At 41.4% G+C, this 21,668-nt stretch carries 19 protein-coding genes; 9 read left to right on the top strand and 10 right to left on the bottom strand.

Translation table 11 applies throughout. The annotated features are described in order from the left end of the window. Window positions 1–2: 2 nt before the first annotated feature. From ACTWPF_RS03815 to ACTWPF_RS03800, 4 genes are all read right to left on the bottom strand, one after another. On the bottom strand, window positions 3–1,727 hold the full coding sequence (locus ACTWPF_RS03815) for a glycoside hydrolase family 35 protein (protein WP_443148336.1): 1,725 nt from the start codon (window positions 1,725–1,727) through the stop codon (window positions 3–5). Between the two features lie 18 nt (window positions 1,728–1,745). Next, window positions 1,746–2,582, bottom strand: coding sequence for a carbohydrate ABC transporter permease (locus tag ACTWPF_RS03810; RefSeq protein ID WP_106897860.1), 837 nt, complete (start codon window positions 2,580–2,582; stop codon window positions 1,746–1,748). Next, complete coding sequence (locus ACTWPF_RS03805; RefSeq protein WP_106897861.1) at window positions 2,579–3,433, bottom strand: carbohydrate ABC transporter permease; 855 nt, start codon at window positions 3,431–3,433, stop codon at window positions 2,579–2,581. Before ACTWPF_RS03805 ends, ACTWPF_RS03810 begins: the two co-directional genes overlap by 4 nt. Window positions 3,434–3,660: 227 nt before the next feature. Continuing rightward, the gene (locus tag ACTWPF_RS03800; RefSeq protein WP_443148335.1) at window positions 3,661–4,938 is read right to left on the bottom strand and encodes an ABC transporter substrate-binding protein; all 1,278 of its coding nucleotides are present in this window, start codon (window positions 4,936–4,938) and stop codon (window positions 3,661–3,663) included. A 520-nt stretch (window positions 4,939–5,458) separates the two neighbouring features. Here ACTWPF_RS03800 and ACTWPF_RS03795 point away from each other — a divergent pair. The 5 genes from ACTWPF_RS03795 (at window position 5,459) to ACTWPF_RS03775 (ending at window position 10,528) form a co-directional block, all read left to right on the top strand. Further along, on the top strand, window positions 5,459–6,634 hold the full coding sequence (locus tag ACTWPF_RS03795) for a galactokinase (protein WP_443148334.1): 1,176 nt from the start codon (window positions 5,459–5,461) through the stop codon (window positions 6,632–6,634). After that, window positions 6,631–7,632: a UDP-glucose 4-epimerase GalE gene (gene galE / locus ACTWPF_RS03790; RefSeq protein ID WP_443148333.1), complete on the top strand. Its 1,002-nt coding sequence runs from the start codon at window positions 6,631–6,633 to the stop codon at window positions 7,630–7,632. The genes ACTWPF_RS03795 and galE overlap by 4 nt, the downstream gene beginning before the upstream one ends. Further along, window positions 7,629–9,101, top strand: coding sequence for a UDP-glucose--hexose-1-phosphate uridylyltransferase (gene galT, locus ACTWPF_RS03785; RefSeq protein ID WP_443148332.1), 1,473 nt, complete (start codon window positions 7,629–7,631; stop codon window positions 9,099–9,101). The genes galE and galT overlap by 4 nt, the downstream gene beginning before the upstream one ends. Before the next feature lie 12 nt (window positions 9,102–9,113). Then, complete coding sequence (locus tag ACTWPF_RS03780; RefSeq protein ID WP_443148331.1) at window positions 9,114–10,154, top strand: aldose epimerase family protein; 1,041 nt, start codon at window positions 9,114–9,116, stop codon at window positions 10,152–10,154. A 188-nt stretch (window positions 10,155–10,342) separates the two neighbouring features. After that, window positions 10,343–10,528, top strand: coding sequence for a hypothetical protein (locus ACTWPF_RS03775; RefSeq protein ID WP_106897868.1), 186 nt, complete (start codon window positions 10,343–10,345; stop codon window positions 10,526–10,528). A gap of 143 nt (window positions 10,529–10,671) precedes the next feature. Here ACTWPF_RS03775 and ACTWPF_RS03770 read toward each other — a convergent pair whose 3' ends face one another. After that, a complete protein-coding gene (locus ACTWPF_RS03770; RefSeq protein ID WP_443148330.1) occupies window positions 10,672–12,000 on the bottom strand; it encodes a 6-phospho-beta-glucosidase in 1,329 nt (442 codons plus the stop codon). A 190-nt stretch (window positions 12,001–12,190) separates the two neighbouring features. Here ACTWPF_RS03770 and ACTWPF_RS03765 point away from each other — a divergent pair, with 190 nt between their 5' ends. Continuing rightward, a complete protein-coding gene (locus ACTWPF_RS03765) occupies window positions 12,191–12,919 on the top strand; it encodes a MurR/RpiR family transcriptional regulator (protein WP_238018139.1) in 729 nt (242 codons plus the stop codon). A gap of 133 nt (window positions 12,920–13,052) precedes the next feature. On the opposite strand, the gene ACTWPF_RS03760 is transcribed toward ACTWPF_RS03765, so the two are convergent. Then, window positions 13,053–13,463: an Lrp/AsnC family transcriptional regulator gene (locus ACTWPF_RS03760; protein WP_443148329.1), complete on the bottom strand. Its 411-nt coding sequence runs from the start codon at window positions 13,461–13,463 to the stop codon at window positions 13,053–13,055. Between the two features lie 129 nt (window positions 13,464–13,592). On the opposite strand from ACTWPF_RS03760, the gene ACTWPF_RS03755 reads away from it, so the two are divergent. Further along, the gene (locus ACTWPF_RS03755; RefSeq protein ID WP_443148328.1) at window positions 13,593–14,354 is read left to right on the top strand and encodes an MBL fold metallo-hydrolase; all 762 of its coding nucleotides are present in this window, start codon (window positions 13,593–13,595) and stop codon (window positions 14,352–14,354) included. Window positions 14,355–14,480: 126 nt separating this feature from the next. Here the strand turns inward: ACTWPF_RS03755 and ACTWPF_RS03750 are convergent, their stop codons facing one another. Then, complete coding sequence (locus ACTWPF_RS03750) at window positions 14,481–15,629, bottom strand: ROK family transcriptional regulator (RefSeq protein ID WP_443148327.1); 1,149 nt, start codon at window positions 15,627–15,629, stop codon at window positions 14,481–14,483. Between the two features lie 257 nt (window positions 15,630–15,886). Between ACTWPF_RS03750 and ACTWPF_RS03745 the strand changes: the two genes are divergently transcribed. Beyond that, the gene (locus tag ACTWPF_RS03745; RefSeq protein WP_443148326.1) at window positions 15,887–16,507 is read left to right on the top strand and encodes a YesL family protein; all 621 of its coding nucleotides are present in this window, start codon (window positions 15,887–15,889) and stop codon (window positions 16,505–16,507) included. Window positions 16,508–16,548: 41 nt separating this feature from the next. On the opposite strand, the gene ACTWPF_RS03740 is transcribed toward ACTWPF_RS03745, so the two are convergent. From ACTWPF_RS03740 to ACTWPF_RS03730, 3 genes are all read right to left on the bottom strand, one after another. Next, a complete protein-coding gene (locus ACTWPF_RS03740; protein ID WP_161464264.1) occupies window positions 16,549–17,370 on the bottom strand; it encodes an ABC transporter permease subunit in 822 nt (273 codons plus the stop codon). 16 nt (window positions 17,371–17,386) lie between these two features. Continuing rightward, entirely contained in the window at window positions 17,387–18,265 is an 879-nt protein-coding gene (locus ACTWPF_RS03735) for a carbohydrate ABC transporter permease (protein WP_443148325.1), read from the bottom strand. A gap of 81 nt (window positions 18,266–18,346) precedes the next feature. Beyond that, the gene (locus ACTWPF_RS03730; protein WP_443148324.1) at window positions 18,347–19,645 is read right to left on the bottom strand and encodes an extracellular solute-binding protein; all 1,299 of its coding nucleotides are present in this window, start codon (window positions 19,643–19,645) and stop codon (window positions 18,347–18,349) included. Between the two features lie 337 nt (window positions 19,646–19,982). Here ACTWPF_RS03730 and ACTWPF_RS03725 point away from each other — a divergent pair, with 337 nt between their 5' ends. Next, complete coding sequence (locus ACTWPF_RS03725) at window positions 19,983–21,593, top strand: glycoside hydrolase family 43 protein (protein WP_443148323.1); 1,611 nt, start codon at window positions 19,983–19,985, stop codon at window positions 21,591–21,593. Window positions 21,594–21,668 lie beyond the last annotated feature (75 nt).

The following is a 21,668-nucleotide window of genomic DNA, read 5'->3' as shown; positions in this document are numbered from 1 at the left end:
TCCTATCCCAAGTCAGGCTTATTGGCAAATAGAACTTCCTGCTGTTTCGTTCCTTCAAGTTCTAAAATTTGGATCGTGTTTTCTCCTACATTTAAAAAGGGTGCAGGCAGGTAAAGTGTTTTCTGTGGTCCAATCTCCCAATATCGTCCCAGGTTAAATCCATTGATAAATACATTGCCTTTTTTCCAGCCTTCCATGTTAAGAAAAGTGTCACCTGTTTCGGACAATTCAAATGTACCTTCATAAAACTGCGGAAAACGCTCTGTAGTTGCCCTTGAAAAGTCTAGAACGACTTCGTCAAGTTCGATACTGAACATCTCCCAATGGAACATATATTGATTATCAATCCATAGATTTTCGATTATTCCTTTGCGATCCCTCAAATGCTTTCCATAATTAACCCGGCCCATATTTTCCACGAAAATCTCAAGCGTGTTTATCTCCTCAGGGAAGGAGAGGGTAATTTCTTTTTTCTCATCATTTCGGTAAACGGTTTGGACATATTCTCCGTTAATATAGAGGAATGCTCTGTCACGGATCATCGACGTATCCATTACCATATCGGCTTTTCGGTCAATCGTCGTGCGATACAATACATAGCCATATGCTTGATCCATTTCCTCCATGGACATCGGAACCACATTTTTATAGTGATTCGCTATCGTTGTTAACGTATCAAACAAGCTAACAGAACGATCAAGCTGCACCTTTTGCTCTGGCAGAATTGGTATATTCGGAGGTTCAACTGGCTCAGGTATGGTCACAAATTCCTTGAGAACCTTTTGGACTTCCCTGTATTTTTCCGTTATCTCACTAGACTCTGTTAGCAAGGAATCATAATCATAGCTGGTAATGGTTGGATCATATGTCTCGTATTGATTGGCACCATTATAAAACGCGAAATTCGTTCCACCATGGAACATATAGAAATTGACGGATCCACCCTTTTCTAGCATGGCACGCAATGTAGCTGCTGCATCTTTAGGATCTCTTGTGTGATGTTCCTTTCCCCAACTATCAAACCAACCAATCCAAAATTCCGCACACAGCTTCGGACTATCTGGCTTGTATGCATCCAGCATCGCATAAGAATCTTCCACACGAGAACCAAAGTTTAAGGTTGTAAGAACATCTGGTAAGGATCCGTCTTCAATCATATCTGGACCATCTGAGGTGAACAGTAACACATCAATGCCTTTTTCTTTATATATCTCTCTGGTTCGCTCCAAGTATTGCTTGTCATTCCCGTATGCACCATACTCATTTTCAATTTGCAAGGCAAAGACGTTTCCACCATTCGTTATTAAATGCGGTACGAGCTTAGGAAGAAGCACATCATAGTAATCTTCTATATGTTTAAGAAAGTTCGGATCTGCACAACGCAGCGCCATATTACGATCTTTAAGCAACCATGCCGGTAAGCCACCAAACTCCCACTCTGCACAAATATATGGAGCTGGCCTGAGGATGATATACAATCCTAGACTTTCTGCTGTTGCAATAAACTGCTCAATGTCCGCCATGCCTTCAAAATGAAATTGCCCTTTTTTCGGTTCATGAAAGTTCCATGGAATGTATGTCTCTACAGAGTTGAATCCACAGTTTTTTAATTTAATTAAGCGATCCTCCCAATATTCTTGGGGAACACGGAAGTAATGGATACTCCCTGATAAAATTTGAAACGGCTGTCCGTTTAATATAAATTTGTCGTCTTTCACTGTAAGCATATCGTTCACACACCTTTTCTATTTTATTGCACTGCCAAGCATTCCCGAGATGAAGTGGCGTTGTAAGACCAAGAAAAAGATCATAATTGGAATGGTTGCGATCGTAATTCCTACCATTACTTGCCCATAATCTGTAAAGGAAACGCCGTTTAAAGTAGATAATGCAACCGGGAAGGTATACATATCCTGTGATGTAATGGCAACGAGCGGCCACATAAAGTTATTCCATTGGAACATAAACAAAAAGATAGATGTTGCAGCTAGTGCAGGTTTCATAGAAGGTAGCACTATTTTCATGAAAATTTTCAGTTCACTTGCACCATCCAGTCGTGCAGATTCCATTAACTCAGTAGGGAATGCTGCAAAGTTTTGCCGCATTAAGAAAATGGCAAAGGGATAACAAAGCTGTGGTGCGATTAACGCAAAATATGTGTTTAATAGATTGTAACTAGACATCATTTGGAATAAAGGTATTAATGTCGCTTGATAGGGAATCATCATCGACAGAATAAATATTGTGAAAATCACATTTTTCCCTTTAAAGTCATATTTAGCAAAGGCATAGGCAGACGTCGCACTCACTGCCAGAGCAATCACGACATATAGTCCTGAAACAAGCAAGGAGTTAAACAACACCCGCCAAATCCCTACTGTCGCATCAAGATTGTTTAAGTTCGTCATAAACTCAGACCCTGGAAGCAAGGTTGGTGGGCTCGTAAACATCTTGTCAGACGTGTTAGTTGACCCAACTAACATCCAATAGAAAGGAAAAATGGAGATAACTAAAAACAGAAGCAACAACGCATACATGCCAACTTTGCCGAGTCCACGTTTCGATTTGTTTGTATTCATCATGATTTTTCCCCCGTAAACTTAAATTGAAAGTAAGATAGTATAGCCACAAGTACAACGACTACATAAGCAACCGCACTTCCGTAGCTAAAGTCAAAGTACTCAAACCCATTTTCATAAATGTATAATCCTAGTGTCATGGTAGAATCTGCGGGCCCACCCTGCGTCAGGTTAAATGGCTCATCAAACAACTGTAAGGTACCAATCGTTGATAGAATTCCGGCAAAAAGAATAATAGGTTTCAAGTTTGGAATCGTAATGGAAAAGAATTGACGTATCTTTCCGGCACCATCAATCGAAGCCGCTTCATACATGTGATCCGGGATGTTCTGCAATGCAGCAAGGAAAATGATCATGTTGTATCCTGTCCATCTCCACATCATCGCCATTACAATCGATATTTTTGCCCAAAATGGGTCGGAAAGCCAAGGAATATTCTCGATCCCAATCGCGTTTAATAACGTATTTAAAATTCCATTGTCCTGTAAAATAATCGAAAAAAGCAGGGAATAGGCAACAAGGGATGTTACCGCTGGTAAAAAGAAAGATACCCTAAAGAAGCCTTTTAATTTAAGCAATTGACTGTTCAATACGCTTGCAAGTGCCATCGCCATCAATAACATAATCGGGACCTGCAAAATGAAAATGATAAACGTGTTCCCTAACGCTTTCCAGAAAATCGAATCCTCTAATAAACGCGTATAATTACTTAACCCAGCAAAAGAATAACTTCCTCCTTCATAGGTCTGGAAGCTTAAATAGAGGGAAGCAATAATGGGGTAGGCCGTAAAAACAATAAATAGAATAACGGCTGGGGCTATGAATAAATAAGGAAATTTTTTAGACTGCTTCATGCGTTTTCCATCCTCTCTCCAGAATAGAGTGATTCTTTAAAATGACAGAATAAAGGGTGCATGTTTCCCCCCTTTATTCTTCATTTGTTTTAAACTATTTGTTTACTAGTACGTCGAGCTGTATGGACTCCTCATGGGTGACGTCTTCGCAAAAACAAACCAAGGACGCTTCCCATGATGATGGATCTATTAGACTGAAATCTATACTTCTCCAACGTTCGTAGTGTTTACTTATTTAATCTGTTTTCTAATTGTTTTGCGGCTTCTTCTAATGCCTCTGCTGGGTCGCTCCCATCAGCTGCTCGTGATTGCGCCTTAGTCGCTTCGTCTCTAGCAAGAGAATAATCTCCCGTATAGTTAGCATACGGAACGTCCTCAATTAGGTCTGCAAACATCGTCCAGATAGGCTGATCATTAAAATAAGCTACTTCTTCACTAAACACGTCTTCCGTGTAGATAGTATTTAATGATGGAAAAAGTCCATTTTCCATCGCAAAAAGCTGGACCTCATCAGATGTTGAGAAAAACTCCATAAATTCATAAGCAAGGTCAACCTTCTCGGAGTTAGAAGAAATCATGTAGTTACTTCCCCCAAGGTTCGCTGCTCTGTTGCCGCCCTCTTCCATGGCAGGAAGTGGAAATACGCCCCATTGTCCTTCCATATCAGGAGCCTGCCCAGTTAATGAACCAGAAAGCCACGCACCGGATGGAGCAGTTGCTACTGTACCGTTAGCTAACCCACCAATCCAAGCATCCCATCCAACAAGATTTTCATTTAATCCTTCTTCGCTCAATTGTTGGATTACATTCATCGCTTTCACAGATTCTTCAGAAGTAAGGTCAACGTTTCCTTCCTCATCAAAGTAGAACGTACCTTGTTGGTTTAACATTAAACGGTATACTCCATCATCGTTATTAATGTCGATTCCAGTTAAGGCAACATCCAATTCGTCTCTAAGTACTTTTCCTGCCTCGATAAAGTCGTCCCATGTTTCGATTGCGTTAGCATCGATACCTGCTTCCTCAAATAAATCAACACGGTAAAACACACCAGCAGGACCTGAATCAAATGGGAAGCCATACATATCGCCATCTTTAGATAATAATTCTGTCTTATATTCTGGGAATTTATCCATATGGTCCTCTGCAAATCCTTTTTCAGATAAGTTCACAAATGCTTCAGGGAACGAGTTAAGATAACCTTGAAGTCGATCATCTTCCACAAGCATGACATCTGGTAATCCTTCCCCTTTTGCTTGTAGTCCTGTCGTAATTTTTTGATATACATCCGGTGTTCCAGTTTCTACTATATTAAGTTCAAATCCAGGGTGATCCTCTGCAAACATTTCCGCAGCCTTTTCAATAACAGGCACATTAATATTCCATGCCCATACCGACAATGTATTATTGTCACCGCTTTCATTTTGTTCACTACTTCCGTCATTTCCACTACATGCAGCTAAAGCAAAAAGTAATAATGCAAAGATAATTGAAGCTCTTTTCATTCTCTTTCCCCCTAAAAATTTGGTTTTGAAAGCCTTACCAATACCATAGCTTGATTTTAAATAATTAGCAATAGTTTTAGTAAATGTTTTAGTAAATATTTTTAGTTAATGGAGTTGGAAGTTGGTGTGGTGCGGGTTTTGGGAGGTTGGTGCGTCTCTTCTGGGGGTGGCGCGTCGCTTCTTGGGAGTGCTGCGTCGCTTCGTGGGAGGACTGCGTCAGTTCTGGGGAGTGGTGCGTCACTTTGGATGGCTGCCGCTCGACTTTCGGAGATCCTCGCTCGACATCGGGTAGTCCTCGCTCGACTTTTTGAGATTGTTGCTCGACTTTGGAATGTTCTCGCTCGACTTTTCGTGTTTTCCGCTCGACTCTATAAGGCTAACACGCGACTTCGCAAGAATCACACGCGTCCTCCAAAACCTCCTTCATTTTATTCAAGAAAGCGCTTGAAAGATTACGAGAAACAAGGTAAGCTTAACTTAATTAATTAAATTAATAAACTAAACAAACAAGGAGGATATCATGAATTTAGTTACGGATTTTAAAAAGGTTTTTCCTACATCAAGCCAGCCACGTATGTTCTTCGCCCCGGGGCGTATCAACTTGATTGGGGAGCATACGGATTATAATGGCGGTCATGTTTTCCCTGCTGCCATCTCGTTTGGCACGTATGCGGTTGCCAGCAAGCGTTCGGATCAAAAGCTACGTTTTTACTCGATGAATTTCCCAGATGCTGGGGTGATTGAATCTGATATTCATGCCCTTGATTACAATGAGGCTGACAGCTGGGCCAACTACCCAAAAGGCATGATCCGCGCCATCATCGAAAAAGGGAACCAACTAGAAACAGGGGCTGATATTTTATTTTACGGAAACATTCCGAATGGTGCGGGATTGTCTTCCTCAGCCTCGATCGAAATGGTGACAGGAGTGCTTGTTGAGGAGTTATTCGACGTAACACTTGACCGAATTGACATGGTAAAGCTCGGACAACATGTAGAAAATAACTACATTGGAGTAAACAGTGGCATTATGGATCAATTTGCTATCGGCATGGGCAAGCAGGAGCATGCAATTCTATTAAACTGCCAAACGTTGGAATATCACTATGCCCCGCTCGTACTAGAAAACCATTCGATCCTCATCATCAATACAAACAAACAACGTACATTGGCCGGTTCAAAATATAATGAGCGACGCAGTCAATGCGAAACAGCACTTGCTAACTTGCAGGAGGAGCTTGACATCACAAGTTTAGGAGAACTTTCCAAGGAAGCTTTTGAGCAAAACAAACACCTTATCAAAGACCCGATCCATGCAAAACGCGCTAAACATGCCGTTTATGAAAACGCTCGCACTTTAGAGGCAAAAGCAAAGCTAGAAGAAAACGACATACAAGCTTTCGGGAAGTTGATGAACGCTTCCCACCTCTCATTAAAAGAGGATTATGCGGTGACCGGGGAAGAACTCGACACGATTGTGGAGACAGCATGGGAATTAGATGGCGTTGTTGGCGCCCGAATGACAGGTGCAGGCTTTGGTGGATGTGCAATTGCGATTGTTGAAAATACGAAGTTAGATACGGTAAAAGAACAAATCCAGTCCACCTATAAAAAGAAAAACGGCTATGAAGCCACCTTTTATACTGCAAGCATTGGCGACGGGGCAAAGGAAATAACTGAAGGAGTGATGAGATGAGCATTCTTGTGTTAGGCGGGGCAGGATATATCGGTTCCCATGCGGTCTATCAATTAATTGAAAGTGGTAAGGACGTAGTGGTGGTAGATAATTTGCTGACAGGTCACAAGGCGGCTGTTCATCCGAAAGCTACCTTTTACAAGGGAGATATCCGCGAGCGCGACTTTTTACACGAGGTTTTTTCCAATGAATCAATTGAATCTGTCATTCATTTTGCCGCAAGCTCGCTTGTCGGAGAATCGATGGATAAGCCATTACAATACTTTGATAATAATGTTTATGGCACCCAGATCTTGCTCGAGGAAATGGTCGAGCATGGTGTAAAAGAGATTGTCTTCTCCTCTACTGCTGCGACATACGGAGAACCAGAAGCCGTGCCAATCACGGAGGCAATGCCGACAAACCCTGCAAGCACGTATGGCGAGACGAAACTGACGATGGAAAAGATGATGCGCTGGGCTGCCCAGGCTCATGGCATCCGCTATGTCTCCTTGCGGTACTTTAATGTAGCTGGCGCCCGCGCGTCAGGGGTAATCGGCGAAGATCATCGTCCGGAAACACATCTCGTTCCGATCATCTTACAAGCCGCCCTTGGCCAGCGCGACCATATTACCATCTTTGGTGAAGATTATGACACTGCTGATGGGACGTGCATCCGCGATTATGTGCATGTCGAGGACTTAATCGAAGCCCACCTGCTTGCACTGGAGTATTTAAAAAATGGCGGAAGTAGTGACATTTTTAATCTTGGCAGCAGTCAGGGCTTTTCCGTCAAAGAAATGATTGAGGCGGCACGTACGGTAACAGGGAAAAAGATCCCTACACAGTCTGGCCCGCGCCGTGCTGGAGATCCAGCAGTTTTAATCGCGAGTCCAGAAAAAGCCAAGCGCATCCTAGGATGGAACCCAAAACGCACTGCTATCCATACGATTATGCAGGATGCTTGGAACTGGCATACATCACACCCAAACGGGTACGAGGAGGGTGACAGCAAATGATTTATGAAGACATCGCTGCCCTCGTTCAGCAAGCCATTACCGAAAAATTAATCGAGCCTGCTGATGAAATTTACGCACGCAATCAAGTAATGCAGCTTTTGCAGCTCCCATCCTTTCCGGAAATAAATTCAGCAGATACAGAACGCACCATTCCGGATATCCTGGAGGCGATAACTTCTTACGCCATCAAGGAAGGCATCATTGCCGATGTGTTAGAGGAAAAAGAAATGATATCTGCCAACATCATGAATTGCTTTATTGCACGCCCTTCAGTGGTTAATGAACAGTTTTATAAAAAATATAATGTCTCACCAATTGAGGCAACCGATTATTTTTACCAGCTCAGCAAAAACAGCAACTATATCCAAATGAATCGGATAAAGAAGAACGTCCATTTTAAAACCGAAACCAAATACGGGAACTTGGATATTACGATTAATTTGTCCAAACCAGAAAAAGACCCCGAGCAAATTAGGCGCGAGCGGGAGATGAAGCAGGCACTTGATTATCCAAAGTGTGTGCTTTGTATCGAAAACGAAGGCTATGCAGGACGTACTGGGCACCCGGCAAGGGCTAATCATCGGATGATTCGGGTGCCCCTTGGCGCAGAAACGTGGTACTTCCAGTATTCTCCTTATGTTTACTATAACGAGCACAGCATTTTACTTGCAGAAGAACACCGTGACATGAAAATTAGCAAGGAAGCATTCGCCCGCTTGCTCGCATTCACGGATATTTTCCCGCACTATTTTATTGGTTCCAATGCAGACCTGCCGATTGTTGGCGGTTCGATTCTGAGCCATGATCACTATCAGGCAGGGCGTTATGATTTTGCCATGAGCAATGCGGCAGAAGCCTTTCCTGTTACGCTCGGCGATTTTCCAGATGTTCATGCAGCAGTCCTAAATTGGCCACTTTCCGTTATCCGCTTAAAAAGTGAGCAAAAAGCACAGCTACTAGATGCTGCTGACCACATTCTTCAAACATGGAGCAGGTATTCCGATGAGCATGCAGCCATTCAGGCGTTTACAGGTGATGTTGCCCATAACACCATCACCCCGATTGCGCGTATGCGTGATGGCAAATACGAGCTAGATCTTGTCCTGCGCAATAATCGAACGTCAGCAGAACATCCAATGGGAATTTTTCATCCCCATGCTGATGTGCACCATATTAAAAAGGAAAACATCGGTCTGATTGAAGTAATGGGCCTTGCCGTTCTACCTGCTCGTTTGAAAGAAGAGCTTGTTGAACTAGAAAAAGAGTTGATGGGCGAGAACGCTATGGTGGTCCCGATTCATCAGCATTGGGCAGCAGAGCTAAAAGAAACATATGGTACGATAGAGTTAGCATCAGAAGCGAAAAACATCATCCAGCACGAGCTTGGTAAAAAATTCGTCCGGGTTCTCGAGGATGCCGGCGTCTTTAAAGGGAAGGATGCTTTTCAGCGCTTCCTTCACACATTATAAAAAGGTGGGATCATGGTGAAAATAGAGAGCAGGAATTTGGAGAAGGCTTGGAAGGAATATACCCTTACGAATGATCATGGGATGCAAGTTAACGTACTAAACTTTGGTGGCATTATTACAAAAATGCTCGTTCCAGATAAAGCTGGCAACCTAGAAAACGTTGTGCTTGGCTATGCCGATTATAAGGAGTATCAAAGCAACCCCAATTACTTCGGTGCCATAATCGGACCAGTGGCAGGGAGAATTGCGAACAGCCAATTTGTGCTGGATGGCCTGGCATATAAGCTGGAAAATAATGAGGGCGTACATCACCTGCATGGTGGCTCAACAGGATTTCATCAGGTTATTTGGGATGTAGAGCCCTTTGAAAAGGCCGATGCTGTGGGACTTGTTCTTTCTTATACAAGAGCCGACGGGGAAGGGGGCTATCCGGGAAAGGTAGACGTTCAGGTCACCTACACCCTTCATCAAAGCAATCAATTTGAGATCAACTATACGGCGTCAACTGACAAGACAACACCGCTCACGCTGACGAACCATTCTTATTTTAACTTGAGCGGGGATTTACGGCATACCTTGCATGAGCAACATGTATCAATCGATAGCGATTATTTTGTAGAGCTTGATGAAAAGCTTATCCCGACAGGTGAGCTGCTTTCCGTAGATGGAACGACCTTTGACTTTCGTAAAGCCCGTGCCCTACAGGATGGTTTTAATGGAGATACGGAACAAAATCGTGTCGCTGGGCAGGGCATTGATCACTATTTTATTTTTAACGAAAATAATAAGGAAACAAAAGCAACAGCAGCTGACCCGGTCTCTGGCAGAAAAATGACGGTGCAAACAGACCAGCCCGGCATGGTGATGTATACATCGAATAATTTGCCTGAAGGATTGCAGCTACAGGAAGGGATTTCACGGCAGTATCTTGGTTCCTGCTTTGAAACGCAAGCCTCCCCCGCTTCCTTGCATCACGAAGGATTTCCGGGAGTAGTGCTGAAAGCCGGGGAAGTTTATCAGACTAGAACTTTGTTTGAATTTGAGGTTTTGTAACTAACGAAGTGGCATACCAATTTGCATCTTGATTGGTACGCCACTTTTTTTAATTTGTTGATTCTAATCGCAAAATTTATGTTCATTGCATAGGCAAAAAAATACAGCAAGAAATGAAACGCATTTTAATACAAATCGTATATTAGAAAAGGAATAAGGAGTTACGATTACGAAAAGGGGGGATAAAAATGGATCCGTTATTTTGGATAGCGATTGGTTTTATCATAATCGGCTTTATTGTTCTCATTTCTATGAAGAAACATATGGAAAGTAACAAAGCTTCTACTAAACAGATACTTTGGTGGATAGCGGGAACTACAGCTTGGGGGATAGTGAGCATGACGCTTGTTGTTTGGTTGTTTGGGTTTATTTAATGTTTTTAAAGGAAACCAAAAAAACGCCTGGATACCATGTATCCAAGCATTCTTTCATGTTAGTCGAGTTTGAGAATAGCTGTTAAAGCTTAAGATTATCTCTCCACAATACCGTGAACGACGTTATCCTTCCCTTTTTATACCTATTTCTCAACAGCTTGGAAAAACTGTGGCAAATGTTCTTTATGTGCTTCCAGCATTTCATCCAATATTACTTTTCCTATTTTGTCAGAAGGAACAAGTGGGTTGATTGTCATCGCAAGTAATGCGGTATCATAGTTACCCGTTACGGCCGCCTCTGCCCCTACACGTTCAAATGATTTAATTTGTTGTACTAAACCTCTCACGGCAACTGGCAGGTCCCCATTTACAATCGGCTTAGGCCCTTCTTTGGTAATCACACAGCTCACTTCCACTGCTGAGTTATTCGGGATGCTTGCGATCGATCCATTATTTTTTGTGTTAACCGGTTGAATATCTCGCTTATCATTATACATAGATGAAATTAATCGAACTGCTGCATCACTGTAATACGCCCCGCCTCGCTCTTCTAACTGTGGTGGTTTGATGGAGAGGTTAGGATCTTTGTATAGTTCAAATAATTCCGCTTCTAATTTTTTCACTACTTCTGCTCTCGTCGTGCCCTCTTTAAAGTTTTTCAGCTCTTTCTCCAGCATTTCATTACGCTTATAATAGTAAAGATGATATGGACAGGTTAGAGCGTTTAACGCACGAATAAATTCTGGCTCCCATCCTAGCCCGTCTATATTCTTCACAAAGCTACTATTCTCTGGAGAAGCTAACAATTCTATAACACGATCTTTGACACTTACACCGTCCAAATACACGTCTAATCCGTATACCATGTGATTCAAGCCAGCGAAATTAATTCGAATACGGGAGTGATCTACATCCAATAGCTTTGCTGTTCCCATTTCCATACCAATTGGCACATTACATAAACCAACTACTTTTTCGTGATCTGTATAGCGAAGAATGGCTTCTGTTACCATACCAGCAGGGTTGGTGAAGTTAATTAACCAAGCATCTGGGCAAAGCTCTTCCATATCTTTTACAATGTCTAAAATAACGGGAATCGTACGCAATCCCTTAAAAAGTCCACCAGGTCCATTCGTTTCTTGGCCTAACACTCCATGCTTTAGCGGAATTCTTTCATCTTTAGCACGTGCGTCCAATTGGCCGACACGAAACTGGGTTGTTACAAAAGCAGCATCCTTTATCGCTGCTTTTCTATCTAATGTTAAATGAACTTCAATTGGCAGTCCTGCTTTTTTAATCATTCGTTTTGCAAGGTTTCCCACTATTTCTAGCTTATCCTTCCCTGCTTCTATATCCACCAGCCATAATTCACGTACTGGTAACTCATCGTATCGTTTTATAAATCCTTCTACTAATTCCGGCGTATAGCTTGAACCTCCACCGATCGTCGCAATCTTCAATCCTTTGCTCATAATTCATCCTCCTAAATAGATAATGAACGTACAAACCCTATTCTATAGGAGACTATAGGATTCTGATAGGCTTATGAAAGCGTTAGATTTTTGTTTCATCGAAAGCAATTTGTTTCGCATTCGTCACACAGTGTTTCCTATTTAGTTTATACTAAACAAATAGACTACTATTTCAGGAGGGGCTAAGCCTTTGTTTACAAATGAGGTTATCGCATCGTTTAATGATCTAGAAATGCTTCTATATAAATATGTCATGCAGCATAAAGAAAAAGTCGTTTATATGCGCATACGCGATCTTGCTGATGAATCACATGTATCTACATCTACTATTATGCGTTTCTGTAGAAAATTACATTGTGATGGTTTCTCAGAGTTTAAAGTAAAGTTAAAGCTCTTACTTGATGAAAAACCTAACATGAAGGTTAAAAGTGGCCAACACGTGTTAGCAGAGTTTTTTGAGCGCACCCAAAATGAGCGCTTTACTTCCAAGCTAGAGGATGCTGCAGAGGCTATTTCTAAAGCGAATCATGTATATTTCATAGGGATTGGCAGTTCAGGGGCGCTTGCAGAATATGGTGCTAGGTATCTATCGAGCTTAGGCACTTTCTCCACGTATTTAAAAGACTGGTATTTTCCAATTCACGCCGACTTACATGACTGCGTTACCGTTGCATTGTCCGTTTCTGGTGAAAGCGGGATTACCTTATCTCACATTCATAAGCTTAAAGAAAAAGGTAGTGAAATTTTAAGTATCACAAATAACATGCAATCCACGATCGCCAAGGCTTCTGATAACAATGTATCCTATTATGTGACGGAGGAATTTTTTGCCGAGTCCAATGTGACGACACAAATCCCTGTTATTTATATATTAGAAGAGCTAGCAAGAAAAGTGTATGAAATACGAACTAGGAAGTAAATTTGAGTTTATGGGCTTCCTTTTAGCAATTGATGCTGCTCTTATAATAAAACCTTTCAACTTATGCGCAATGGAAGCTTTTTGGTATGGAAATTATCGATTTTACATAGGTGCCGTTCCTCTCTATTGCTCGCTACTTCCCAATAACAATTGATAATTTGTAGTTTGCGTGCTCGTTTAACTCTTCCAAAAAAGTATTTAGTACTTCATTCGAAGGGAATTTACATTCAAGAAGGTAACAGCCATCCCCACTAATTTTATAGTTACGGACTATGTTACCTTCTTGTGTTTTGAGGAACGATAAATACGGAGCATGGTGAGTACTTTTCGTAATGATTGTTATAAATGCATGTACAAAATATCCTAGCTTAGCTTGATTCAACTTAATAGAATATCCCTCAATTACACCCTCATCCTCTAGCTTCATTACCCTGGCTGATACAGCAGGCCCGGTCAAATGGACTTTTGCACCTAGTTCCTTCATGGAAAGTCTACTATTATTACTTAATTCCTCCAAAATACGCATATCGGTATGATCCAGCATTTATTGAACTCCTTTCAAAAATAAAGCGAAAGAGGCAAAAGACTTTATTTTATCTGTTTATCTATAAGTTCGTTCTATTATAAACTATACAGGCTTTACTAATAATCTCAAAATAAGGGAGTTCAAAACATGGATATAAAGTTAATTCGTAATGCAACCCTCGTGGTAGAATATGCAGGGAAAAAGTTTTTAATCGACCCGTATTTAGGGGAAAAAGGCGCTTATGCTCCTCTGCCGAATTCACCTAGACAGGATCAGAACAATCCTTTGGTAGCCTTGCCTGTATCTGTGAAAGAGATTGTTAAAGATGTAGACGCTGTGATTGTCACACACCTGCACCCTGATCACTGGGACGAAGCGTCAGTAAAACTATTGCCGAAAGGAATCAAATTATTTACCCAAAATGAAGAAGATGCCAAAGAAGTTAGAAATAGCAATTTCCATAATGTCGAGGTATTACGAGAGGACACTGTTTTTGGAGGAATCCAATTAAGTAAGACCAAAGGCGAGCATGGACGCGGAGAAATTTTAAAACTTTCTGGTCTGGTTTGTGGCATTGTTTTCAAGCATAGTTCAGAAAAGACATTATATGTAGCTGGAGATACGGTTTGGTATGAAGGGGTTCAGGAGGCAATCGACACGCATAACCCTGACATTATTGTCGTCAATGGCGGTGATAACCAATTTTATGAAGGCGGTTCTTTAGTAATGGGGAAAGAGGATATTTACGAGGTACACAAGGCAGCACCTAATGCTCAAATTGTTTCTGTTCATATGGAAGCAGTAAATCATTGGACATTGTCGAGAGAAGAATTAAAGAGCTTTGCGAAGGAAAAAGGTATCGCATCTCATGTATTAGTGCCAAATGACGGGGAAAGTTACACAGTTTAATAAACAAGGACTGCTTGCGATTTATGGCATGAGACTTTCTCGTTTAAACGATTCCTTTTTAACGGGAGGCCCTATCTTGGGACTCCCTCTCTTTTTACTCCTACTTTCTTATACTATTTACTTTCCTCACCCTACCGGATCAAACAACTCCACAAGCAAAAGTGCTACAGCTCCCAGTAATGTTGCATGATCACCAAGCTTTGTAACAGATACGTTGGTTTCTTTGGCATCTTGAGTAAGGCCTCTGGCTGAAATGGTTTCTTTAATCGCTGGCAGGATGAACTTCTCGCTTTTCATCACCCCTCCACCAAGTACAATCTTCTCTGGGTTAACCAAATGAATGAGGTTAACTAATCCAATACCGATCAGCTTGCCCGTTTCCTCTAGGAGGGAAGTTGCTTCCTGGTCCCCACTCTTGGCCAGTTTGGCAATGTCCTCACCAGTTAGTCCCTCTTTGTGGGCATGTGCCGCTATAGCAGGTCCTGATACAAAAGCCTGTAAGCATCCGGTATTCCCACATGTACATGTAGGGCCATGCAAATCGATCGTCATATGGCCGATTTCCCCCGCGATATCCCGATCCCCGTGGTATAATTTTTCATTTATTACGAGCCCTGCACCGACACCATGTCCAATATTTACGGCAACCATACTGGCTGAAGCATGCCCACCAAACCATGACTCGCCTAATGCCATGGCCCGCGCGTCGTTTTCTACTTTTACATCAAGCTCGAATTCCTTCTCTAATTCTTCTTTTATCGGAATGTTTTTCAGGTTTAAGTTTGGCGCAATGAGCGAGGTTCCTGTTTCCACATTGACTACCCCATGCATGGCAACACCAATACCGACCATTTCGCGTTTTTCCCTGTTCGAGGCTTCAATTGTTTCGCTTATCGTAACCTTTAAAACTCCCATGAATTGCTCATTTGTTATAGGTGTAAACAGCTGCTTATCAGCACGGTGGATGATATTCCCAGCCAGATCTGTCAATATACTTGTTACCCTCTGTGGCCCAGCGTCCACCCCAATGACATAAAAAGCATCTAAATTAATATGTAGCATGGTTGGCTTCCGGCCACCTTGTGATTCTCCAAGACTGCTTTCTCTAATAATTCCCTCTTCCAGTAGTTCCTTCACAATACTGCTGACAGTGGGAGGTGTAAGCTTTGTCTCTTTCGCAATTTGCGCACGGGAGATTGGTTCGGCTGTTCGTACTTTATTTAAAATGATCGATTTATTTACGGATTTCATTAATTGGAAGGTACCGCGTTGCATTTTACCGCTCCTGTTCTCTATGAATTCTATCAAATTTTATAAGAATATATACCGTTAAGTATATCATATACAAGATGTGCGGAGGCTCTGTTCACACGCTAGTTTTGGTGGTGAATAGAGGGTTAAACAGTTAGGACGATTAATCAAAAAAGTCTTTTTTTACTAACTTGTAGGTCCAACTATCTTTTTGCAGAATGTATTCGCTTTCCGTTATAATAGAGACAGGTAACGTGATACATACTTTGGGGGACAGAATGATGAATAATTCAGGAAATGTTCTATATACGATAATGGAATGGATTACTAGATTTGCTTATGTTCAACTTCTCTGGATCTTCTTTTCCTTGATAGGTGGAATCTTCCTCGGTTTTTTCCCATCGACAGTAGCTATGTTTGCTATTATGAGAGATTGGTTGAGAGGGAAAACAGAGCAGCCACTCTTTAAGACATACTTAAGCTATTATAAAAAAGACTTTTGGAAAAGTAACCTTTTCGGAATGCTGCTTATGGGAGTGGTAGTATTAATTGGTGCTGATATTTGGTTCGTTCGTTTTTATGGAAGCATTTTGCCAACCTGGACTTTCTCCCCCTTATTTGCATTTATACTCTTGTTTTCTATCTATCTTTGCTATCTTTTCCCTGCATTTGTACATTATGATTTAAATCTTGGTAGATTATTTAAGAATGCCTTCCTCATTATGCTCATTCATCCATTACATAGCCTGCTTATGGCAGTATGTTTTATTTCCCTTTACTTTCTAGTGGATTATCTTCCAGCATTAGCCTTCCTCTTTGGGGCACCCTCCTCCGCTTTTATTACAATGTGGCTTTGCCTTCATGCGTTTGATAGAATCAAAAAAAAGCAACGTGTTCAATAAAAAAACATCCCCTTGCGTCAATGAAACCAAGGGGATGTTGCTTATCCTTTTATTGCACTCGAGGAGATCCCTTCCACCACTTTATTACTGAAAAAGAGGAAGGCGAGTAAAATGGGAACGACACTTATAATTAAGGTTGCGCCAATCGCCCCCCAATCTGTCATATATTGGCCAATAAAGTTCTGAATCCCTACAGTAAGGGTTTTGTACTTATCAGAGCTGATAAAGGTATTCACAAACACAAACTCATTCCAGTTATAAATCATGTTAATAATGACGGTAGTAGACATAACCGGCATCGTCATCGGAAGAATGATTCTAAAAAACATGCGATGAATGGAACAACCATCAATAATAGCTGCCTCCTCTATTTCACGTGGTAGTGTGTAATAGAATCCTAGCAAGATCATCATGGTTATGGGTAGATTGTATGCCGTGTATGTAATGACAATTGACCATGGATTATCAATTAACTCGACATTTAAAAACATACTGAATAAAGGGATAATCGCCGAATGGATTGGGATCATTAAACCAATCATAAACAAACCTAATACCAGTTTACTAAGCTTCCAGTGCATTCTTGTAATAACAAAGGTAGCCATGCTTGCCAGTAATACAGTTAAAATAATCGCAATCCCTGTAATCCAAATGCTATTCCAGAAGTAAAGTCCAATCCCGCCTTCCCAAACCTTCACGTAGTTTTCCCAGCGAAATTCTGCTGGCAACGCAAAAGGTGATCCGGAGAATATTTCTTTATTATCTTTTAAAGAAAATAGGAATAACCAGATGATCGGGAATATCTGAAATAATGCAACAAGACCTAAGCAAAAGTAAAGTATAATATAACCAATTCGTCCCACTATATAACCCCCTTTTTTAATATTGGATTTCTTCTTTTGTCGCTGTAGCTTTTCGCACAATAACCGTTACAATCAGGGTGATGATGAGTAACAAAAAGCCAATTGCACTCCCGTAGCCAAATTCATTACTAGAAAATGCAAGTTTATACATATAGGACGCCATTACTTCACTTGCACCATTTGGTCCCCCACCTGTCATAACATAAATAAGATCAAAATATTTTAAAGACCCGACAATCGCTAACACAATGGTTACCTTAAATACAGACATAATCAATGGTAATTTAATTTTGTAGGCTATTTGCAGTGGTGTCGCACCATCGATTCTAGCCGCTTCTACTAAAGATTCTGGGATATTTTTTAAAGCCGCGTAGTAGATCAAAATGTAAAACCCTGCATACTGCCACAAAATTGGGATAAAAATTGCGTACAATACAATAGAAGGTTCTGCCAGCCAGGCGGGAGGATTATCTACACCCAATGCCATTAAAATACTGTTTAACATTCCATTTGAAGGATTAAACACTTTTATCCATAGTTGCGCAATTGCAACAGATGAGAGAAGCATTGGAAGGAGATAAATTTTCCTCAACAGATCAGATCCCTTAATTTTTGAAGCTAATATTAACGAGATTGCTAGATAAACAAGTAAACTAAGCGTGGAAAATAAAGCGAGTAAGAAAGAATGTAAGGCGCTTTCCCAGAATTTCGCATCCTGGATCGCGTTAATATAATTTTCAAGCCCAATAAACTCCATAGCGGCAATGCCATTCCAATCCATCAACCCATAGTATCCAGTCAAAATGAGTGGAATAAAAATGAGCACAGCAATTAACAAGAGCGCTGGGAGAACATACAGTGCTATTATCCATTTGTTGGACATTACTTTATTCATACCATTCAACCCCATATCTATTATGTAGAAAAGGACATTCCACTTGATGGAGATGCCCTTTTCTTTTATTAAATCAATCTATTACTCTGCTGAAAGTGCTTCCTCATGCTCTTTAGCGAAATCTTCAGGAGATATCTCCGTGCCGAAAAGTGATTGGATCATGTCCAAATGAACCTGCGCTACATCCGCGCTCATCTGTACATCGGCAAACAATGTGATATTAGTAGCCTCATTTAGGTCATCCAGCACATCAACATACATATCAGGCAAATCCAATGACCCAGCATCTACCTTAGTAGCCGGAATAACACCCGCCTCTGTCACAGACTTTTCTCCCCATTCCTGAACAAAGAAGGATGCAAACTCTTTCGCCTCTTCTTTCACCTCAGAATCTTCAGCGACAAACAATCCTACACCAGGTCCACCAACAAAGCTGTTCATGTCTCCTTCACCTTCCACTGTTGGGAAAGGAAAATATCCTACAGAATCTCTAAATTCCTGTGGAACATCTTCATTTGTTGTATAATTCGGTAAATCCCATGTGGCGATAAGGTACATGGCAGCCTGCTCGTTCATAAACATGCTTTTGGCTTCCTCATCTGAAAGGCCGTTAAAGCCCTTTACAAAACTATCCATGTCTACTAATTCCTGTACTTTACCAGCAGCTTCTACAAGAGCTGGATCTTCAAAAGAACCGGAGCGATTAATAGCATTTGTTAACACTTCAGCCCCTCCGATACGATCTGCCAAGTACATATACCATAAGGAACCAGTCCAGCGGTCTTTATTTCCAAGGGCTATTGGAGCAACATCATTTTCATTCAACGTCTTCACGACTTGTTGGAGTTCCTCATATGTCGCAGGGGCTTCTAGTCCATACTGATCAAATATAGCTTTATTATAAAAAACCGTAGCAATATTTAATTCCAGTGGAAGCCCGTATGTGCTACCGTCTATTTCATAAGCTTCTGCTGTTCCGGAAACGAAGCTATCATTTAAGTCTCCTTCTAGTAGATCATCTAGCGGGGTAAACATCTCCCCGTCCACATATGGCTCTAAAAATCCTGCCGCCCATGTCATTCCCACATCTGGTAGTTCATTAGATGTAGATAATACCTTTAATTTGTCCTTGTACTGCTCATTACTCAGAACTTCCAAATCAATGGTTACACCGTCATGCTCACTCTCAAAATCTTTAATGATATCGCTTACAATTTTGTTGTGCTGTGCAGAACTACCTTCCGGCCATAAGTGCATAAACTCGATCGTCTTGTCACCACTAGAACTTGAATTTGCCTCTTCATCAGAAGAGCACCCCACCATGACCAAAACAGAAAGGAAAATAACAAAGACACCTGCAAACGCTTTCCTTTTAAGCATGTGTTAACCCCCAATAGTTTATTTTAAAAAATTTTCCTGTCAAAGCTTACACATAGAATAACACGTGCTACATCGTTTGTCTAGCGGATAAACAAAGATTTTTTTGAGGCTTTTTTTCGGAAATATAGCGGGTAGCATCCCATTTTGCTACTTCCCAACTTCTATTTCCTATGTTATGCTCCTAAATAATAAATGAGGATTCGTCGTTTATCGGCCCCTTAGACAAAGTTGTTGCTGACCATTTATTTTGTAAGCGCATACTAGCAGATGTTCTCCTCGTTAATGTCAGCTCTTTATCTTTGTAAAATCTATGAAAATACTAAAGGAGTGAGTAACATTGTCAACAATTCAAAACCCTATTTTAACAGGCTTTAACCCGGACCCAAGCATATGTCGGGCTGGTGAAGACTACTACATTGCCGTTTCGACCTTCGAATGGTTTCCAGGTGTAGGTATTTATCATTCTAAGGACCTTAAAAATTGGCGGCTTATCTCAAGACCGCTCCAGCGCATTAGCCAATTGAATATGCTTGGAAACCCTGACTCGGGCGGTGTCTGGGCACCAGCGCTCTCTTACAGTGATGGGAAGTTCTGGCTCATTTATACGGACGTAAAAGTAGTAGATGGCAGTTGGAAGGATTGCCACAATTACTTAGTAACCTGTGACACAATTGATGGGGAATGGTCTGAGCCAATCCATATGAACAGTTCGGGATTTGATCCCTCCCTTTTCCATGATGAGGATGGCAAGAAATACTTTGTTAATATGGTGTGGGATCATCGGGCACATAATCATAGTTTTTACGGCATAGTCCTACAGGAGTATGATCCTGAACAGCAAAAGCTAGTTGGAAAAAGAGAAATTATTTTTAAAGGGACAGATGTGAAATTAACAGAAGCTCCCCATCTGTATAAAAGCAATGGGTATTACTACCTTCTCACCGCAGAAGGCGGAACGAAATACGACCATCAGGCAACGATCGCTCGATCTCGAAACATCAACGGTCCATATGAAGTCCATCCAGACAATCCGCTCATTACATCGTTTCCATATCCAAGAAATCCGCTACAAAAAGCGGGGCACGCCTCCATGGTACAGACTCATACCGATGAATGGTTTCTTGTACATCTGACAGGGCGGCCCCTGCATGAAGAAAATAAGCCATTGTTGGATCCACGTGGGTATTGTCCACTCGGAAGGGAAACCGCTATACAACGTCTGGAATGGAAAAAGGACTGGCCGTATGTCGTAGGTGGAAATGAGCCTTCGCTTCATATTGAAGGACCAAACATACCAGAGGTCACATGGGATAAAGATTTTGACGAAAAGGACGATTTTAACAAAGAAACGTTAAATCACCATTTTCAATCCCTGCGTATTCCTTTAGGTGATTCCATTCTTTCTCTGAAAGAGAATCCAGGGCATTTACGGCTCTACGGAAAAGAATCATTAACATCCAAATTCACCCAAGCACACGTAGCACGACGCTGGCAACATTTTGAGTTTACTGCAGAGACGAAGGTAGCATTTCAGCCCACCTCTTTTCAGCAAGCAGCAGGACTGGTGAATTACTATAACACGGAAAATTGGACAGCATTACAGCTAACACACGATGAAGAGAAAGGGAAAATACTAGACTTAACCATTTATGATAATCAACAAATGGAGCAGCCTTTACTGGGGAATGAGATCACCGTACCTGAAGAGTTAGAGTCAGTATATCTACGTGTCAACGTTCGTACCAATACCTATGAATATGCCTATTCCTTCGACGGGGAAACCTGGACAACGATTCCGGTTACATTACCATCGCATAAACTTTCAGATGATTATATTAAGGGAGGCGGCTTCTTTACGGGAGCTTTTGTAGGCATGCAGTGTCAGGATACTTCTGGCCAGAATCTTCATGCAGATTTTGACTATTTTCTTTATCGGAGTGAAAGCTGAAGAGTGAGGTGAGAACACGAGTGGATTTATAAAAAAACCGGTTACGCCTTTAATTCGCGTAACCGGTTTTTCATC

Source organism: Oceanobacillus sp. M65 (assembly GCF_052246275.1).
Lineage (GTDB): Bacteria > Bacillota > Bacilli > Bacillales > Amphibacillaceae > Oceanobacillus_B > Oceanobacillus_B jordanicus.
Note: the sequence above shows the minus strand (reverse complement) of the source record. Positions and strands in the feature narration are given on the sequence as shown.

Coding starts and splice junctions, on each gene's coding strand:
- ACTWPF_RS03815 (WP_443148336.1), bottom strand. CDS start 1,727: ATGCTTACAGTGAAAGACGACAAATTTATATTAAACGGACAGCCGTTT.
- ACTWPF_RS03810 (WP_106897860.1), bottom strand. CDS start 2,582: ATGATGAATACAAACAAATCGAAACGTGGACTCGGCAAAGTTGGCATG.
- ACTWPF_RS03805 (WP_106897861.1), bottom strand. CDS start 3,433: ATGAAGCAGTCTAAAAAATTTCCTTATTTATTCATAGCCCCAGCCGTT.
- ACTWPF_RS03800 (WP_443148335.1), bottom strand. CDS start 4,938: ATGAAAAGAGCTTCAATTATCTTTGCATTATTACTTTTTGCTTTAGCT.
- ACTWPF_RS03795 (WP_443148334.1), top strand. CDS start 5,459: ATGAATTTAGTTACGGATTTTAAAAAGGTTTTTCCTACATCAAGCCAG.
- galE (WP_443148333.1), top strand. CDS start 6,631: ATGAGCATTCTTGTGTTAGGCGGGGCAGGATATATCGGTTCCCATGCG.
- galT (WP_443148332.1), top strand. CDS start 7,629: ATGATTTATGAAGACATCGCTGCCCTCGTTCAGCAAGCCATTACCGAA.
- ACTWPF_RS03780 (WP_443148331.1), top strand. CDS start 9,114: ATGGTGAAAATAGAGAGCAGGAATTTGGAGAAGGCTTGGAAGGAATAT.
- ACTWPF_RS03775 (WP_106897868.1), top strand. CDS start 10,343: ATGGATCCGTTATTTTGGATAGCGATTGGTTTTATCATAATCGGCTTT.
- ACTWPF_RS03770 (WP_443148330.1), bottom strand. CDS start 12,000: ATGAGCAAAGGATTGAAGATTGCGACGATCGGTGGAGGTTCAAGCTAT.
- ACTWPF_RS03760 (WP_443148329.1), bottom strand. CDS start 13,463: ATGCTGGATCATACCGATATGCGTATTTTGGAGGAATTAAGTAATAAT.
- ACTWPF_RS03755 (WP_443148328.1), top strand. CDS start 13,593: ATGGATATAAAGTTAATTCGTAATGCAACCCTCGTGGTAGAATATGCA.
- ACTWPF_RS03750 (WP_443148327.1), bottom strand. CDS start 15,629: ATGCAACGCGGTACCTTCCAATTAATGAAATCCGTAAATAAATCGATC.
- ACTWPF_RS03745 (WP_443148326.1), top strand. CDS start 15,887: ATGAATAATTCAGGAAATGTTCTATATACGATAATGGAATGGATTACT.
- ACTWPF_RS03735 (WP_443148325.1), bottom strand. CDS start 18,265: ATGAATAAAGTAATGTCCAACAAATGGATAATAGCACTGTATGTTCTC.
- ACTWPF_RS03730 (WP_443148324.1), bottom strand. CDS start 19,645: ATGCTTAAAAGGAAAGCGTTTGCAGGTGTCTTTGTTATTTTCCTTTCT.